This is a genomic window from Pseudomonas flavocrustae, assembly GCF_029872515.1.
Lineage (GTDB): Bacteria > Pseudomonadota > Gammaproteobacteria > Pseudomonadales > Pseudomonadaceae > Chryseomonas > Chryseomonas aestiva.
The window spans coordinates 303,604-318,569 of record NZ_JAPDIQ010000006.1; the positions used below are offsets into that span (position 1 = coordinate 303,604).

The following is a 14,966-nucleotide window of genomic DNA, read 5'->3' on the forward strand; positions in this document are numbered from 1 at the left end:
CCGCGATACGAACGAGCTGCACGGCGGCTAGGCTGAGTTACCTAGCCGCTTTCCCATCGGACACTGGCTTTTCTTGCTGCACCCGGCGCATACGGGAGGCGGAGGGCAAGTAGGCCTGGCGGCTAGACGTTCGCGACGCAGCATCCAATACCGATTCCACAGTGCGATGATCTCCCGCGTCGAAAGCAGGCTGACCTCGATGTAGGTTGTGCCGTGAGGCGTGACGCACCGGATAAAGGCGGTACTGGCGACCGGATAGTTCTGCCCTGCGAATACGCTCGCTTGCCGCGCAAGAATCGTGGCGTAGACGCTCAGCTGAATCACGTCTTTGGCGAAAACGCGAGCCTGCTTGCGCCGCTTCGTGTCTACCAGGATCAACCAGCCGCGGGCGAGGAATACCTGGTCGACCTGCCCGTGGAGCGGTACGGGTACATCGGTGGCGATTTTGCGCTCCGACAGTAATAGCTGCGCACCCTGCAAGAGGGGCGGAAGAGGCTCTCGCCAGCCTCCCTGAATAGCTGCCATTTTTTAACCCTCATAGCGTTCATTTCCAGGGTATAGGCATATTTGAAAATGCAACTACCTCCGAAAACGCCAGGGTCTAGTTGCGCCGCTTGCGTTTTACCATCCGCTGATAGACTGACCTCCTACCAAGTAGCGCGAGCACGCTCATGAGCAGCAATCACACCGTGAAAAAGGCTAAGGCTTCTGTGTCCGCAACGGATCTGGCAAAACTTGGCTATTGCGAATTGATGATCCTGCTGGGGCCGGGCGTGGACGATTCGGATCAGGCTAATCAAAAGATCGCAGCGGGGAACCAGGAGCATGAACGGTTCCACCTTCGTGCAGTGCTCAATGCAGGTAGCAAAGAGGAATACGAGCGTCTCTGCCAAACACTGGCGAGTCGAACACCCGCCAAAAGGAATCGGCCTACCCGCTAACAGATTCGCCTGCGAAGCGACGTAATACCGGAGGCACTGCACTACGACGTATTTGGAGCCTATGAAATGGGCCACCGTGAATCACTGGCTCAGAGCTATCAAGCTCCAGCGCGACTTTAGAACCGGCTTTTACCCAGGAGCGCAGAGGGCCAATCGCAGACTCGATAGAGTAAACGCTGCCGTCTAAGGAGGCAGACGCCTGCACGTAAGATGACTGGTGCCACCGGCCGGGCAGACCCGTGACAACGCCCAAAACTATCCCGCTGGCATTTGGGATGATAAAGCCCTGCCCCCTGTACCGTGGGTATAGGCCGCTCACGTAATCGAACGTCCAGCAGCTGCCGAGGTGCCTCTCGCTCAATGGCTGTTTTGACAGGATCTCGATGATGAGATCGGCGCTGCTGTCATAGTCATCGGCCGGAGAGTGCCACGCGGCGCTGCACAAGGCTTGGTAACCTCTTCTATTGGCGGGTGTGTCCAAATATCGCCCGATGCAGAAGATCGTGGTGGCGATAGTCGCGACCAGCGCAAAAAGTATTGCAAGCCCTCCAACCAATACTAGGCCAGGAGCGGGGACAGGGCTCAGCTTTATCCAGGCGACGCAGGATGCTCCCAAAAGGCCAATGGTTATGACTGGCCGCATCGCTTTACTTATATCCGCAAACATTCGGATCAACATATTCATCAGATTTCCCTTTGTGCGTTACATACCAGCGAACACCATCTTGATAGGCGGGCGCGAGATCCTTACCCTGACCTATCATCTTTACTACACCTGCTGCCATTAGGGCCTGCGGTGTTGGAGCATCGTAGAGAGCTACCTTCACCCACTTAGCAGCCTCTTGGAGCGCAGGATCATCTTGCGACGCCTTGAGTATCACCACCGCTAAATCAGCGGCGGCTTGGTAGTTACCCCCATACACTGCCAACATTAGAAAGGCCTTCCCGCGCGCTGGATCTTCTTCAAACCAGCCGTTGCCCGACAGATACATCCGAGCCAACGTTACCGCCGCCACAGCGTCGCCATTACACGCGCGATCACGAAAACGAGCGGCCTCTAAAGCATCAGCGTCCTCGCTATAGGATCGGTGATCCTGCAGCTCGAAGCCGGTGTCGTGACTGGTTGGAGCGGCATGGGCGCCTGAATGCGTCGGGACAAAACCGAGGGCCAACACCCATAGGCGCAGGGCCACATTTGAAGTGCTACCGAGACGCCGGACGGTGCCAGTAAAGCGCCTCGCTACGCCTGACCTGATAAATCCTCGCATAGCGTCACTGGCCCTAGGGAAAACCAAATCCTATCCCAGCGCCCTCACGCGTCTTTCGCGATTCACGCCTGCAACGGGGTGGAACTCGGCGCCTTGACGGCCGGGTAGCCCATAGCATTCCTGAACCTACGAAGGAGATGCAGCGATGGCGTTTGAGTGGACACCCGAGCAATTGGCTTTCCATGAGTGCAAGGCGCCGCGCATACGCGTGAAAGCCTTTGCTGGGGCCTCCAAGACGACTTCGCTCGAGGGCTATACCAAGCGGTATCCCCGGTTGAGATTTCTGTACGTCGCCTACAACAGGAGCATTGCAGACGAGGGCAAGGCACGATTTCCGTCCAATGTGAAATGCATGACTTCCCATCAGTTGGCCTTCAAGGCAGTAGGCCGGCGTTTTCAGCACAAGCTCGGTGCCTCGCTGCGCCCGGCAGACATGCGCGCCGTACTGGGCACCAGTGACTGGGCCTTCATCAACGCGGTTATCGCTACGGTTAACGCCTACCTTTGCAGTAACCGGGAGGACTTCCACGAGGATCACCTGCCGCTTTTTAACGGACGACCTATTGTCGAGATGCCGCCGGCGTTCATCGCCGAGGTGTTCCTGCAGGCCAGGGAGGTTTGGCGACGCATGATCGATCCGGAGGATACGACCGTGCCGCACCTGCACGACGCCTACCTCAAGCTCTACTACCTGAGCAAGCCGGACCTGGGGGACCGCTTCGATGTCATCCTTGCGGATGAGGCACAGGATCTGAACGGCATCACGCTTGGGCTCATCAAGAATCAATCGTGCCGGGTGATATTCGTCGGAGATCCTCACCAGTCGCTCTATGCGTTCCGCGGCGCCGACAACGCCTTGTCCGATCCGGATCTCGATGACTCCGTCGATCTCTATCTGACTAAATCCTTCCGCTTCGGGCCGGCGGTGGCCACCGTGGCCACCGTGGCCAATATCATCCTGAGCTATAAGGGCGAGCAGCTGAAGATCGTCGGCGCTGGCCAGCCGACGCAAATCAAAACGCAACTCGACGAGAGCGTTCGAGGGGCCGCGTATCTCAGTCGGACGGTCTCCGGAGTCATCATGACGGCGCTGGAGTTCGCTCCGCAGGGCAAGACCCTCTACTGGGTCGGTGGCATCGAGGCGTACCAGATTGGCGACTTGGAGGACCTGGTCTGGTTCAGCCAGGGAAAGACCGACAAGGTCAGGTCCAAGCGTCTGCTGAAGGACTTCCCTGACTGGACCTCGTATCTGACCATGGCCAAGGAGAGCAAGGACCGAGAGATGGCGAGGCTCATCAAGGTGGTGGGTCTCTTCCCAGACATCGAGAAGCGATTGGCGCGCCTGCGGACGCTGACACAGAAGGATGAAAAGGATGCCGACGTCATCCTGTCGACCGCGCACCGCTCGAAGGGGCTCGAGTGGAAGCATGTTTACCTGGGTGAAGACTTCCCCGATCCCCTGGATCCTGAGCTCCCGCCGGATGCGCGCCGTGATGAACTCAATCTGCTGTATGTCGCTGCGACGCGAGCAAAACATCAGCTGGCCATCAATTCCGTCATCTTAGGGATCATGCGGGATTACGAGCGAAGCCGTCGGCGGGCGCTCAAGCATCAGATGCTGGCGATCGAGTAGTTGGCCAACACTCCATCTAGCACCGTGGCTTAGAGGCACCGGCCGGGACCCGTCACCCCTTCGCTTTATGCACAACCCACCTGGGCATCGGTTTGCTGGCCTGGCGGCGCAGGGTAAGCGCGCGTCTACCGGCCAGCGGCCAGCGGCAATGCGCGCCCCAACACAGCATGTCGCGTTCCTGCGCATTTAGCCGGTGATGACCAACGCGCCTGCAAAGGCGCTCTGGTCATCATCCCGGGCGTCATGCTCGAGTCAATCTCGAACGCTTCGTGTCAGGCGGGCAGGAGGGCATCTGCGACCTACTTCGCTGGCTGCGCGGAATCGGCTGCCGAGCCGAAGCCGAGGATCTTGCGCGAAACCTCATCGCCCTGATCTTGGGGCTTCCCCTGCGCCTTGTCCGCTTCAGCCTTCGCCGCTGCCTGCTCAGCTGCCAGCATCCGTTTCATGATCGTCACGAAGGCGCTGATCGGCTGGGCGCCAGAAACGAACTCTTTCTCGCCCGTCAGGTTGTCGATGACGATGGTGGCCGGCGTACCGGTAGCGCCGATCTTTTCGCCCATGCGGATGTGATCTGCGATACGGTCCTTCACCTTGCCGCTGCTGATGCACTGATTGAAGACCTTCATGTCAGCACCAAGGCGCGACACTAGCCCAGGCAGATCCTTCACACCGCCGCCATTGCCGGCCGACTCTTCGAAAATCTGATCGAGGATCACCCAGAAGCCACGATTTCCTTTCTGCTCCGCGTAGCATTCAGTCGCGATCGCCTCATCGGTTGCAGCAGGGTTATGGAAGCCCAGGGGCATATGCCGCCACTGCCAGTTCACCGCGCCATTGGACTTGTCCACGATCTCCTTGAGGCTCGGTTGCAGCCGCTTACAGAAGGGACACTCCAGGTCGGAGAATTCGGCAAGCGTGAAGCGGGCCTTGAGGTCACCGTAGACTCGCGCATCGTTTGGCACCTGGTCCGCCGCGCGCCCGTAGCGAGCAAACTGTGCGTCGACCCAAGCTTGCTTCTCGGCCCGCTCTTTCGCGAACACACCGGTCTCGATGCCGGCTGTAATTTTGCGTTCGAGGTAGGCTTGCCCGCTGGTCCAAAACACCCCGAGGGTTACGAGCTGAGATACGGCAACGGCAGACGCGAGGGTGATGAGGTGGTTTCTAAGAGAGGTTTTCATGGGCGACCCGGCTGTGTGATTTGCCGTCTACCCTAAAAAATCCGCCTCGCTCGGCGAGCTCCATTCCACCCACAAATGGGCGCGAACCCCAAATAACGCCTTAGCGACGGTTTTTTCGATGCGTCCACTCACTGCACTGCGTCGGACGCGACATCCGAAGTGCACGCAGTTGGAACGCGCCCCTGCGCTGACCGGAGTGGCCGAGCAGTCCACGGTAGGCTTGCAGCGCAATGGCCATTGGCCCAGATCCTAGGTATCCCGAGGCTGTCTCGACATGATATCGGAGCACCATGACTTCCAGCGGGGCCTCGCTCCACGACTGAGTACCGAACGCTTGAGCTCTTCCCCTAAAACGGCTAGTCGGTCGGAGGCCAGTAGCTGGCCATCCAGAACAGCAAACAGGCAGACGAATTGCTGGCCGAAAGCGGCTAAAGCCGATGTTATGCTCGACAGCCGCTCAGACTCACGCCACTGCCGAGTTTGTAACTCTCGGTACCGAAAAATCGTGGCCTGCGACAGCCCCTTTCCCTGCCCTTGAGCATCGAGCACATTGAGCTCACGCTCGATCTGGCGCAAAGCCCGGTGCACAGACTGATGCCGGGCCGCTAGAGCGCGCACTTCTTTTTTCAGTAGAAAAAAAGTATTGAGATGTTGGCGAAGATGCATCGCACAACTCCTAGCTGTTTCCTGTTGCATAGCAATAGCCCCTTTAGCCTGCTGTGTTCAGGCTAGCGATCAGCGGCCCCTAATAAAACGAAGCCGCTTGCTTCGCATTAGTAGGCGGCGGCAGGGTTCGTCCCATCAGGCAGATAGAAGGCCATATCGTTGGGCAAATGCTCGCGCAGTGCGGCGGCGAAGTCTGCAGCGTTTACCTCACCAAGATTTGCACCAATCATCTTACCCACGCCGCTACCCACTTCGGAGTAAAATGGTATGGCTACCAAGCGCGCGGGATAGCCGCCCCGGTCCACCGGCGCATAGCCGTCGACGAGATAGCCTCCTTTCGTTCCGATGAAGATTTCGCCGAGCTTGCTGCCGGTCGGGGTTTTGACAAAGCCATCTCGTACTTGAGCAAAGTCGAGCTTTTGCACGCGGACGGTGGGTTGCAACGTAGCGTTGACTACGTCATTCAACTTTGAAGCGCATCGGACCCCGGCCTGCTCGAGAGTACTGGTTTCGCTTTTTTTCTCGAAGCAGAACATAAAGCCCATTTTGGTTCGCGGATCGAAGCCATTATCGCCGAGGACTGTGAGCGCCAAGCCAGCAGCGCCCACTCCACCACCGATGGCATTGAACGCGATCATCGAACCATCGTTGTTATAGCCCGCGCTGGGCCGTGCCGTTGCGCTGATAGCTTGCTTGACTTGATCAGGCGATGCTTGCTGTAGATAAGCATTGCGTACTCCACCCGGCCCAATCTGAGCGAAACTCGGCATCCCAAGTACGGCAAAGAGCTTATCGGCGGCAGTCGCGTTAGGGGCGAACTGCAAGGGCTTTTCGTTCGCAATTTTTAGCGTAGGGTTTTCTGTTTTCCAAGGTCTAAATACCGGAGTAGTAAGCTCCGAGGCCGCAACAGGCTTCAAATCTTGGCCTTGGGTCGCACAGCCAGTTGCAGAGGCTACTACGACCGCAATTGCGGCCAGCCGAACAGTCTTCATACCGATACTCCTGTGTTGGTGTTAAGCATGAAATCACGCTTTTTCAGGAACGCAACCCCAATCTTCGCCCGTCATAGGCAGTGGCCTTGGCTTCAACGCCTTAAAACAAATTTAATTATGATTTGCTCTAGTCATAACTATGCGAAAAGGCTATAACGGCAGCCACCGCCTAATCTTGAGGAGATCTCGATGTCCCTGATCCAAGAATACCGTCAGACCGAAGCCGCTATTGAAGAACTGAAGCAGCGTCTTGAGCAGCTGAATACCGACGAACGTCTGCAGAAAGAACTCGATTTCGAAAAGAAACTGCGAGCTCTGCTGGGCGAACATAACAAGTCGCTGCGCGACGTCATTGCGATCCTGGACCCCAACGCCGGTTCTTCCTCTGGCAGCAAATCCAAGGGCAACTCAGGCTCAGCCCCGCAACAGCGCCGGGCGCGCACGCTCAAGCGCTATAAGCACCCCGAAACCGGTGAAGTCATCGAAACCAAGGGCGGCAACCACAAGGTGCTGAAGGCCTGGAAGTCCGAGCACGGCGCTGACACGGTCGAAGGCTGGCTCCAGGCCGAGTAATCACGTCGACCGACGCCGGCGGGCCTTGTGCGGCACCGCCGGCGCTGTCATCATCGGCGCTCTTGATCCAACGCCTGTGCTTTGGATGCTCCACCAGCTGCATTGCAGCACTCTCTTTGCAGCAGGCTCTTTCAGGCCCACTGCTCCTCTGTAAGATTCTTACACTCAACTCGGTTGCCGATCATTCAGACGATCCTTGGCCGAATTGTCGCGCGCGCATCAAATGCTCACGCCCCCCGGTTTCATACGTCCAGAAGGCGGCCACTGCCATAAGTGCTGGGAGCTCTACTTCGGTAGAGGTCCTGTCGCATAGCGAAAGAACCTTTCGCTATGCGACGGTGGGGCCAGCAGACGGTGCCCCGGGTGATCTTTACCTACAAAACAGCTGCAGTTGCAGAGATGGTGCGAGGGTCCGCTACATCCGGTCAGGATTTCCTGTCGGAACGGGCGAACCCGCCTCCACCCTGCACTGCAGGGCCCAGGCGACTGGCGCATCAGGCTCCAACACTGTTCCGCGAATACGGATCAGCAAAAACCCGGCTCATGGCCGGGTTTTTTTTCGCACGCAGAAAGGTGTTACCGCGGGTGTGGGTCGGTGATGTCCCGCGCGGCTACGGCGATCAGGCAGCAGTAGAACAGCCAGCCACCGATGCTTACCAGCAACAGCGCGACGCCCAGCCAATTGCTGGTGGCGTCCAGCGCTCTCGCTGTCGCCTGCAGGGTCACTCCGCAAAGCGTCAGCAGCCGCATCGGGCCGAGCACGAGCTTCTGCGATTTGCTGAGCTGCGCCTGAACGGCCCGCGCGGAGGACCACGTCTCTCTGCCGGTCATGACCGAAGCCACCAGGTACGGCTCGAGCCGGCCGCCCATGATCACGAAGAGCGGCATCAGGCTGAGCTGCTGTTCTACCGCGGTGGTGTAGAGCATTACGATCAGCGGGCGCTTCTCCGCGCTGAAGAGATCCAGCGGAAAGGTGGTGAGAGGTAGCGCACCGCGCTTCCAGGCGCCGATATCGGAGCCAAGCATCGCCAGGACCGCCAGCGCGTTCAGCGCAATGCCGATGACCAGGGCAAGCGGCGCCGCTACCAGAAAGAAATTTCGCCACGGTGACCCGGTGCCCACGGCCGTGCGCAGTACAGGTCGGTCCCCGAGCATCCCTGCACGCCGGAGCGTGAGCGCCAGCACCAGGAAAATCAACGGCGAGCACAGGCTGGCCAAGTGAAACGCCGCTTTCCCCAAGATGAGCAGGATGCTCACCGTGGTAAACGCTGCCAGCAACGTCAGTGCGACAAAGGCGGGTAGCACCTGCACGAATAACGGGACAGCCTGCTTGATCCATCGCGGCCAGTCCGACCACCGCGGCGCATGGGACGCCACGCTCACTTCCATCGTTGCTGCTTCCATATCCTCTCTTCCACCCAGGTGCTGCGCTTCTCGCGCGGGGTCATGGGTAGCCTATCGATCCGCAGCCAATTGCAACCTGACTCGTCAGAGCGCCGATCGCGGCGCCGGTTCCTTCGGCGCTCCGCCGCAGCTGGCCAAAGTGAAGGCAACCTAGTCAAGCCTTCGCCCAGGGTCAACAGCCTCCCCTCGAACCGGTCCCGCGAGCGGCATGAATGGCCGTTTGCGTTTACCGCGGCTCGTGGATGCTGAGCAGGTTCAATTTGAGGAATCTGCGATGCACAGAAACGATCACGCGCTGCAGCTCGTCGTCACCAGCGAGCCCACCACTCAAGAGCTCTACAACCTCCTCGGTCGCTACTGCCTACCGTTCGAGGACCTGGTACTGACCAACATGCGCCAGGTACTGGGATCCGGGTACAGCAATGGTGCCTATCAGCTTCGCCGCTACTTCAACGGGGCTTTCGCCCTGGTGCTGCCCGTCGAGGACGTGCTTGTAACGGCGACCCTGGGCCAGGTCGAAGAACCACTTTCGCTCGAGGCCGCCAGCTACCTGTGCTCACTACTGGCGCTGTCGCAGCTGATCACCGTCGCGCACAGCCGCAACGACCACGATGACCACTCCCGGCTCCATTACCTCTACTACGGATTGCTGGAGGTCCTGAGGGCCGACCCGACGTTCGCTGCGACCGCGACCGCGCCGCACCATCGCCCGCTGACCGATGAGGAGGTTCGCATCAGCGGATCGCTCGCGCTGTTCGCCTACCAGCCGGCCCTTGAGCGCCTCCTGGATTAGGCCACGCCCTTGCATTCCCGGTACGCCTGGAAAAATGAGGCGTATCGCCCAACCTTGAGCAGTCTTCACCATGGTCCAATCCCCACAGCTCGACCTCTTCCCTCTCGTCGAAGCGGCCTTCCGGAACTGCCCGGATCGGCCGCTGGCCAACGCGGAGCTCTATCGCCTCGTCGGCGCCGCCGCGGGGCTCCAGGACCGGGAGGTTCACGCCAAGCAGCCAATCGGCGCGGCCGGTCAGCCCCGCAGCCCCGTCACGCGCGAGATCCGCTGGCATCAGCAAACCCTCAAGGCCTGCGGCATCCTCGAGCGCGTTCCGCACGAGCGAGGCGTGTGGCAACTGACCGAAAAGGCGAAGCGCGGGATGCATCGAGCGGCGCCGCAGGTCACGCTGCTGGGGTTCAGCACGTCGCTGGGCCTGGCGCTGTTTGGCCATTCGCCCCAGGCGCTGCAGGGACTGGAAGAGCGGATCGACCTCGTACTGACCTCCCCGCCCTATCCTCTGCAGCAACCACGGGGATACGGTAATCCGAAGGCGAGCGAGTTCACCGACTTCATCTGTCGCACGATCGAGCCCTTGTTGGGCAACCTTGCCAGCACCGGTAGCCTGGTCCTGAACCTGTCCAACGACATCTTCCTTCACAGATCTCCGGCGCGTTCAACGTACCTGGAACGCCTCGTCATTGCCTTGGAAGACCGCCTTGGCCTTCACCTGATGGATCGCCTGGTGTGGGAAAACCGCAGCAAGGCACCAGGTCCCCTCCATTGGGCCAGTCTCAGCCGGCAACAGCTCAACGTTGCCTGGGAGCCTTGCTACTGGTTCTCGCCTGATCCGCTTCGATGCAAAGCAAACAACCGGCGGGTCCTGGTACCGCATTCTGACCGGAAAGCCAGGCTCATCGCGGCCGGCGGCGAGACGCGCCAGACCTCGTATGGCGACGGTGCCTACCGCCTGCGCCCGGGTAGTTTCGCCGCGCCCACCGAAGGCGCCATTCCGAAAAATGTCCTGCAGATTGGCCACAGCTGCAGACGCAGCCGTGAGCACCGGAAGGCATTGGCCGCAGCCGGGCTACCGGCGCACAGCGCACCGTTCCCCTTCGCCCTGGCAGACTTCCTCATCCGGTGGCTGACCGAGGTGGACGACCTAGTGGTGGATCTGTTCGCCGGCCGCATGATGGTCGGGCGGGCGGCGGAAGAAGCCGGGCGACGCTGGATCTGCGTCGAGAACATCCTCGAGCACGTAATGGGCGCGGCGGCGCTCTTTCGCGGGTTCGACGGGCTCTGGATCAACCCTGCGCTCCAGCCTAGACCGCCGCTTTGAACGCCCGGCGACGGGTCGAACTCAGGCATTTTGAGGACTGGCCCTGGCTACCCTGCAGCTGTCGATCAAACCGGAGCTCGGCAGCATGCACCTTCTTCAGCGAATCACCCAGGGCACCACAAGCGGGACGCTCCTCACCGTCGGCTTTTGCGGCGCCATCAGCATTGCCTTTTCCGCCGGGCCGCTGAGCCGATCGCTTTCCGGTGGCAGCGGCGCCGACGGTTGCCCGCTGGCAGCGGATCGAGCGGCCCTTACGTCGGGGCTGATCGGAACCGCCCCCGCGCCTTCGCACACGGGCCTACTCGGCGACCGCCCGACCTCGCCCGACTGGCTCGAACATTCTCCGGCGGCCCTTTACTGCCACGCCAAGTAGCTCAGATCAGGCGTGCTCTGGCCGCCTATCACTCTCATCAATCCTGGCTCCAACCGCGCCCGCTATTCGCCGCCAAGGGTTCTGCTTGCGCTTGAGGAATTCGGCCCGGCACTGAGCGAACCACTCCCCGGCCAGGCGGGCGAGATGTCGATGCTGTGGCGCGGTAATCGAACCGACATCGAGCAAGGCCAGGATGTACCCTTCCAGCTGCCCGTAAAGGCGAACCAGGTGGCCAAGCCCCATGACGGCCATCTGCTCGATCAGCGCGACCCAGCGCAGTCGCGCTTGGTGGGGAAGAAACTCAAGGTCTGCCATAACGCCTCCTTAAGGTCATCGTACTACTATAGACCGTCTAGGTTCGGCCGCCAGCCCGGTAGTAGGCGTCATCACCGCAAAAATAAGGGCCCGCCGGCATGACGTTCTCTCCGGAGCAGCACATCCAGTTTTTGCTTGCCGTGATCGCCCAGGCGAAGCGGTTACACGCCGACTCGGCCGACGGACACGATATGGATTGGCCTGAGCTTTACGATCTGCAGCAGCAGGCGTGGGCGTGGGCGTGGGCGTGGAGTGCCTGTCAGAGCCTGGGCCACCCTCTTCAGCGTTGGCGCGCGGCTATAAGCGCCACGCGGCAGCCCGGCCAGACGGTCAAGCAGCTGCTGTCGACGCTCCACGGCCCGGGTACCGCAGGACTCCGAGCTGTTCAGCACGCAGGCTAGTCCGCGCGATGGTGCAGAGCCCGGACATTGCGACACAGGGTGGTCAGCTGACCGAACGACCACGGCTTAGGGAGAAACGAGGCTTTCGGTAGCTCCGGTGCCGCTGACACATTGCCAGACGATACGACGATCGAAGTCGCTGGCCAGCGCGCCATCACCTGTTTGGCCAAGGCCAACCCATCCATGGCTCCGGGCATTCGCACGTCGGTGAACAAAAGATCCGGCGCTCGCGCCGCGGTCTGCAGATGCCGCCAGGCATCGTCCGCCGTCGCGAAGGCAGTGACATCGAGGCCTTCGGATTGGAAGATCTCCGTCAGCATCTCCACAAGAAGCGGTTCATCTTCAGCAATCACTACCAGGCACATCGCGGCCACCGATCAAGAAACGCATGCATCACCAGATGCGGACAGCGAGGCGTTCGTTCGGCTAACCCGATGAAGGGATAGGTATTTCAAACGACATCGCCAATAGTGCGGATTAGACGGCCTTATCGCTTATCGCGCGCTTAATTCACCAGCGGCGTGCGGCGCACCTGCGGCTCCGGCTCATCCCCCGGTGCAGCGCCTGGCGCAGCACTGCGGCACAACGCGTGGCCAGCCTCATCTGAGATGGCTACGAGCTGCGGGACCTTCTGGCCTGGCCGTACCCCCCACAAGCAGCCCCGGGCGTCCTGCAGCACAGCGCCGCGGCCGATCGGGATGGCCACGGCCTCCAGGCGATCGAGCAGGGGGAGTTCGTCCGGCGTTTCGGCCGCAACGGCCCCGGCGAGCGGCAAACTGGCAATCACGGCCAGCAGCAGCCACTTAAGCAATCGTGCACCAGAACCAGTCATTCTGGGTCTCCCCCTTCATCTTCAGCTGAACCAACATGGTCTTCGTCGGGGTCACCCAAGCCAGGGCATCCTCCCGCAGACGAAGCTTGGTGGCGCTCTGGCGCCAATACATCTCATCGATGCCGAGGACGATCTTGGTCGCAACGGATGCGACGAAGTCCTCCGGAAAATGCGTTGGGCTTTGCGAGGCGGCCACGAGCATCAGGCCGAACTTGCGAGCCTCCTTGGCGATGCGGTTGATCGGGCTCCCGGGGTCGTCATCCGCGTAGATGTGGGCCTCATCCAGGATCACGACGTCGACGATGTGGTCTTGCTCACCGCGCTCGACAGCTGCGAGGAACAGCTCCTCCAGCCGAAAGAGCACGATCAGCTTGCGCTCCTCCATGGACAGGGCGTGGATGTTGTAGCGCCATACCGGGTTGGTGGGGTCGAAGGGCGGAATCCCCGACTTGAAGATGCCGATCGCCTCGAGGTTCTGCAGCCGATCAACCACGGACTTCAGCACATCAGTGCTGTCGTAGCGCATTAGGCTGTCGAGCTCCTTGCCGGTGGTGATCGCATCGATGTAGGCGGTATAGCTGTCGATGGCTTTGCGCTTGCTCTTGTCGAGCTCCGTCTTCTCCGCTTCCTCGTCGAACTGGCTTTGCCCTTTGCGCAGGGCCTGGATCACCTTCTTGCGGTGCCCCTGGGCGGCACGGTTGGCCACCTCCAGGTAAGTCACGGCCTCGGCGCCGGAGCCCATAAAGGACTGCTGCAGGATGTTCTGCGCCATGCGCAGCGCGTCCCGGATACTGGGATGGGCCCGCCCCATGAGCTTGGGCGGCCACCGGGTGATCGCGCCTTGGTACTCGATCTGCGGTACCCACCAGCTGTACAACGGCGCACCCGACCAGCGCGCGCCCAGGGCCTTGGCCTCGTCCTTCTCGCCCTTGGGCACGTCGATGAACAAGCGGTCGTCGTTGCCGTCAGTCATGACCACCGCGGCGCCCTCCTCCACGATCCAGGTACTCGGATCCTCCTGCCGGAAGCCGTACTGGGCGTAGACGTCATTCAGCACATTGCGCAGGCAAGCCTCCTGCTTGGGCCCCATCTGGCGCATGCTTCGATTCATGGTGGCGAGAAAGGACTGCACGCGCTTTCGCACACCGCCGAAGTGTGGATCGGGGTTCACGCGAAGCGGATTGAGTCCGTAGTTGGTGCGCTCGGAAAAACGAACCTCCGACGCCCCGGGAATCGACAGATCGCCGTGCACGTCGAAGATGTGGATCCGCGGAATGTGACTGCCACAGGACTGCAGCATGTGGCTGATCATCTTGCGCAAGGTGTAGGTCTTGCCCGATCCGGACATCCCCACCAGGAGGGTGTGGCCGTTCACCAGTTTGTCGCTGTCCCACATGACCGGGACCTGGCGATGCTGCTTTTGCTCAGCCGCGTCGATACCGAAGATGATCTGCATCAGGTGGCCTTGTTACCGCGCTCGACTTGGACGATTTGTCCTGCAGCTGGCGGCGACACGCACATCAAATCGTCGCGCGGTGCGGCGCGAAGTTTCCTACCCCTCGACGCACGTTGCTTCTCGCTACAGGCTAAGCCAAGCAGTCCAAGGCTTACCGAGCCCACTGCCAGGCCGTAAATAATCCGTCCTTTCCAAAGCGCCGCAGCGGCATCGGCAAAGGCGATCGCCCCGAGCCAACCCAGGATTCCTGGGCGAGGTAGGTGTCGCCTCCAGCCCAATTTCTGACGGTGTGCCGCTTCCAAAGCGGCCAGGGTCCGCACGCATTTCGGCGTCGTCTGGCGCAGATTCGACTGGTCCAACGTCTCGTTGATGAGCTCTAGCACCTGATAGGCGCAACCGTCTGGCTCAGCAGCAACAGGATCCTGCACATAGGCGGAACGTAAAAGCTCAGACTGATAGAGGCCCTCGGCTCTGGTGCGAACACGCTCCATCTGCGCTGCAAGGTGAACTGCTTCTTCACCCGGTCGTAGCGCGCTGCCCGCCATGCGGCCAACCAGGACCGAAGCACCAGGTAACCCGAGCCGAGTCAGCGAGGGCGCCAACTCGGCGAGATCAGCACCGTCGGTGATCGCGAGATAGCCGTCTGCATAAGGTGCGGTCACAAGCTGCAGTAGCAGGCGATGCATCTGCTTGGGCGAAAGCTCGCTTTTAACTGGGCACCACGGTAACGGTTCGATGCCTGCGCGCGATAGCGCGGCGAATACAGCAGCTGTGTTCATGGACTGAGCTCCTTGGAGAAGCCCAGCATGGCGAAAGAGCCTGC

The 14,966-nt window shown here is 60.6% G+C and carries 17 protein-coding genes; 6 read left to right on the plus strand and 11 right to left on the minus strand.

Annotated features, from left to right (window positions below):
- Nucleotides 1–27: 27 nt before the first annotated feature.
- Nucleotides 28–525, minus strand: coding sequence for a PD-(D/E)XK nuclease family protein (locus OMP44_RS25070; RefSeq protein ID WP_431312650.1), 498 nt, complete (start codon nucleotides 523–525; stop codon nucleotides 28–30).
- A gap of 146 nt (nucleotides 526–671) precedes the next feature.
- Here OMP44_RS25070 and OMP44_RS15465 point away from each other — a divergent pair, with 146 nt between their 5' ends.
- Complete coding sequence (locus tag OMP44_RS15465; RefSeq protein WP_280309457.1) at nucleotides 672–941, plus strand: hypothetical protein; 270 nt, start codon at nucleotides 672–674, stop codon at nucleotides 939–941.
- Between the two features lie 647 nt (nucleotides 942–1,588).
- On the opposite strand, the gene OMP44_RS15470 is transcribed toward OMP44_RS15465, so the two are convergent.
- Nucleotides 1,589–2,134, minus strand: a complete 546-nt coding sequence (locus tag OMP44_RS15470) for an SEL1-like repeat protein (RefSeq protein ID WP_280309459.1) — start codon at nucleotides 2,132–2,134, stop codon at nucleotides 1,589–1,591.
- A 220-nt stretch (nucleotides 2,135–2,354) separates the two neighbouring features.
- Here OMP44_RS15470 and OMP44_RS15475 point away from each other — a divergent pair, with 220 nt between their 5' ends.
- The gene (locus OMP44_RS15475; protein ID WP_280309461.1) at nucleotides 2,355–3,842 is read left to right on the plus strand and encodes a 3'-5' exonuclease; all 1,488 of its coding nucleotides are present in this window, start codon (nucleotides 2,355–2,357) and stop codon (nucleotides 3,840–3,842) included.
- Between the two features lie 299 nt (nucleotides 3,843–4,141).
- Here OMP44_RS15475 and OMP44_RS15480 read toward each other — a convergent pair whose 3' ends face one another.
- From OMP44_RS15480 to OMP44_RS15490, 3 genes are all read right to left on the minus strand, one after another.
- The gene (locus OMP44_RS15480) at nucleotides 4,142–5,020 is read right to left on the minus strand and encodes a DsbA family protein (protein ID WP_280309464.1); all 879 of its coding nucleotides are present in this window, start codon (nucleotides 5,018–5,020) and stop codon (nucleotides 4,142–4,144) included.
- Between the two features lie 249 nt (nucleotides 5,021–5,269).
- A complete protein-coding gene (locus OMP44_RS15485) occupies nucleotides 5,270–5,686 on the minus strand; it encodes a hypothetical protein (RefSeq protein ID WP_280309466.1) in 417 nt (138 codons plus the stop codon).
- A gap of 107 nt (nucleotides 5,687–5,793) precedes the next feature.
- Complete coding sequence (locus tag OMP44_RS15490) at nucleotides 5,794–6,678, minus strand: hypothetical protein (RefSeq protein WP_280309468.1); 885 nt, start codon at nucleotides 6,676–6,678, stop codon at nucleotides 5,794–5,796.
- A 189-nt stretch (nucleotides 6,679–6,867) separates the two neighbouring features.
- On the opposite strand from OMP44_RS15490, the gene OMP44_RS15495 reads away from it, so the two are divergent.
- Nucleotides 6,868–7,251 carry a histone-like nucleoid-structuring protein, MvaT/MvaU family gene (locus OMP44_RS15495; RefSeq protein ID WP_280309470.1) on the plus strand — a complete coding sequence of 128 codons (384 nt, stop codon included), beginning with the start codon at nucleotides 6,868–6,870 and terminating at the stop codon, nucleotides 7,249–7,251.
- Between the two features lie 576 nt (nucleotides 7,252–7,827).
- Here the strand turns inward: OMP44_RS15495 and OMP44_RS15500 are convergent.
- Nucleotides 7,828–8,655 (minus strand): hypothetical protein, encoded by an 828-nt coding sequence (locus OMP44_RS15500; RefSeq protein ID WP_280309472.1) that lies wholly within the window; start codon nucleotides 8,653–8,655, stop codon nucleotides 7,828–7,830.
- A gap of 274 nt (nucleotides 8,656–8,929) precedes the next feature.
- Here OMP44_RS15500 and OMP44_RS15505 point away from each other — a divergent pair, with 274 nt between their 5' ends.
- From OMP44_RS15505 to OMP44_RS15515, 3 genes are all read left to right on the plus strand, one after another.
- Nucleotides 8,930–9,448, plus strand: coding sequence for a hypothetical protein (locus tag OMP44_RS15505; RefSeq protein ID WP_280309473.1), 519 nt, complete (start codon nucleotides 8,930–8,932; stop codon nucleotides 9,446–9,448).
- A 70-nt stretch (nucleotides 9,449–9,518) separates the two neighbouring features.
- Nucleotides 9,519–10,766: a DNA methyltransferase gene (locus tag OMP44_RS15510; RefSeq protein WP_280309475.1), complete on the plus strand. Its 1,248-nt coding sequence runs from the start codon at nucleotides 9,519–9,521 to the stop codon at nucleotides 10,764–10,766.
- Nucleotides 10,767–10,851: 85 nt separating this feature from the next.
- Complete coding sequence (locus OMP44_RS15515) at nucleotides 10,852–11,139, plus strand: hypothetical protein (protein WP_280309476.1); 288 nt, start codon at nucleotides 10,852–10,854, stop codon at nucleotides 11,137–11,139.
- A 6-nt stretch (nucleotides 11,140–11,145) separates the two neighbouring features.
- Here OMP44_RS15515 and OMP44_RS15520 read toward each other — a convergent pair whose 3' ends face one another.
- The 5 genes from OMP44_RS15520 to OMP44_RS15540 all read right to left on the minus strand — a co-directional run bounded on the left by OMP44_RS15520 (nucleotide 11,146) and on the right by OMP44_RS15540 (nucleotide 14,922).
- Nucleotides 11,146–11,454, minus strand: coding sequence for a hypothetical protein (locus OMP44_RS15520; protein WP_280309478.1), 309 nt, complete (start codon nucleotides 11,452–11,454; stop codon nucleotides 11,146–11,148).
- Between the two features lie 397 nt (nucleotides 11,455–11,851).
- Nucleotides 11,852–12,220: a response regulator gene (locus tag OMP44_RS15525; RefSeq protein ID WP_280309480.1), complete on the minus strand. Its 369-nt coding sequence runs from the start codon at nucleotides 12,218–12,220 to the stop codon at nucleotides 11,852–11,854.
- Between the two features lie 140 nt (nucleotides 12,221–12,360).
- Nucleotides 12,361–12,687 (minus strand): hypothetical protein, encoded by a 327-nt coding sequence (locus tag OMP44_RS15530; RefSeq protein WP_280309482.1) that lies wholly within the window; start codon nucleotides 12,685–12,687, stop codon nucleotides 12,361–12,363.
- Entirely contained in the window at nucleotides 12,659–14,143 is a 1,485-nt protein-coding gene (locus OMP44_RS15535; protein WP_280309484.1) for an ATP-binding protein, read from the minus strand. The genes OMP44_RS15530 and OMP44_RS15535 overlap by 29 nt, the downstream gene beginning before the upstream one ends.
- Nucleotides 14,143–14,922, minus strand: a complete 780-nt coding sequence (locus OMP44_RS15540) for a hypothetical protein (protein WP_280309485.1) — start codon at nucleotides 14,920–14,922, stop codon at nucleotides 14,143–14,145. The genes OMP44_RS15535 and OMP44_RS15540 overlap by 1 nt, the downstream gene beginning before the upstream one ends.
- Nucleotides 14,923–14,966: the final 44 nt, after the last annotated feature.

Coding starts and splice junctions, on each gene's coding strand:
- OMP44_RS15475 (WP_280309461.1), top strand. CDS start 2,355: ATGGCGTTTGAGTGGACACCCGAGCAATTGGCTTTCCATGAGTGCAAG.
- OMP44_RS15490 (WP_280309468.1), bottom strand. CDS start 6,678: ATGAAGACTGTTCGGCTGGCCGCAATTGCGGTCGTAGTAGCCTCTGCA.
- OMP44_RS15540 (WP_280309485.1), bottom strand. CDS start 14,922: ATGAACACAGCTGCTGTATTCGCCGCGCTATCGCGCGCAGGCATCGAA.
- OMP44_RS15500 (WP_280309472.1), bottom strand. CDS start 8,655: ATGGAAGCAGCAACGATGGAAGTGAGCGTGGCGTCCCATGCGCCGCGG.
- OMP44_RS15520 (WP_280309478.1), bottom strand. CDS start 11,454: ATGGCAGACCTTGAGTTTCTTCCCCACCAAGCGCGACTGCGCTGGGTC.
- OMP44_RS15525 (WP_280309480.1), bottom strand. CDS start 12,220: ATGTGCCTGGTAGTGATTGCTGAAGATGAACCGCTTCTTGTGGAGATG.
- OMP44_RS25070 (WP_431312650.1), bottom strand. CDS start 525: ATGGCAGCTATTCAGGGAGGCTGGCGAGAGCCTCTTCCGCCCCTCTTG.
- OMP44_RS15485 (WP_280309466.1), bottom strand. CDS start 5,686: ATGCATCTTCGCCAACATCTCAATACTTTTTTTCTACTGAAAAAAGAA.
- OMP44_RS15505 (WP_280309473.1), top strand. CDS start 8,930: ATGCACAGAAACGATCACGCGCTGCAGCTCGTCGTCACCAGCGAGCCC.
- OMP44_RS15515 (WP_280309476.1), top strand. CDS start 10,852: ATGCACCTTCTTCAGCGAATCACCCAGGGCACCACAAGCGGGACGCTC.
- OMP44_RS15465 (WP_280309457.1), top strand. CDS start 672: ATGAGCAGCAATCACACCGTGAAAAAGGCTAAGGCTTCTGTGTCCGCA.
- OMP44_RS15535 (WP_280309484.1), bottom strand. CDS start 14,143: ATGCAGATCATCTTCGGTATCGACGCGGCTGAGCAAAAGCAGCATCGC.
- OMP44_RS15480 (WP_280309464.1), bottom strand. CDS start 5,020: ATGAAAACCTCTCTTAGAAACCACCTCATCACCCTCGCGTCTGCCGTT.
- OMP44_RS15510 (WP_280309475.1), top strand. CDS start 9,519: ATGGTCCAATCCCCACAGCTCGACCTCTTCCCTCTCGTCGAAGCGGCC.
- OMP44_RS15530 (WP_280309482.1), bottom strand. CDS start 12,687: ATGACTGGTTCTGGTGCACGATTGCTTAAGTGGCTGCTGCTGGCCGTG.
- OMP44_RS15495 (WP_280309470.1), top strand. CDS start 6,868: ATGTCCCTGATCCAAGAATACCGTCAGACCGAAGCCGCTATTGAAGAA.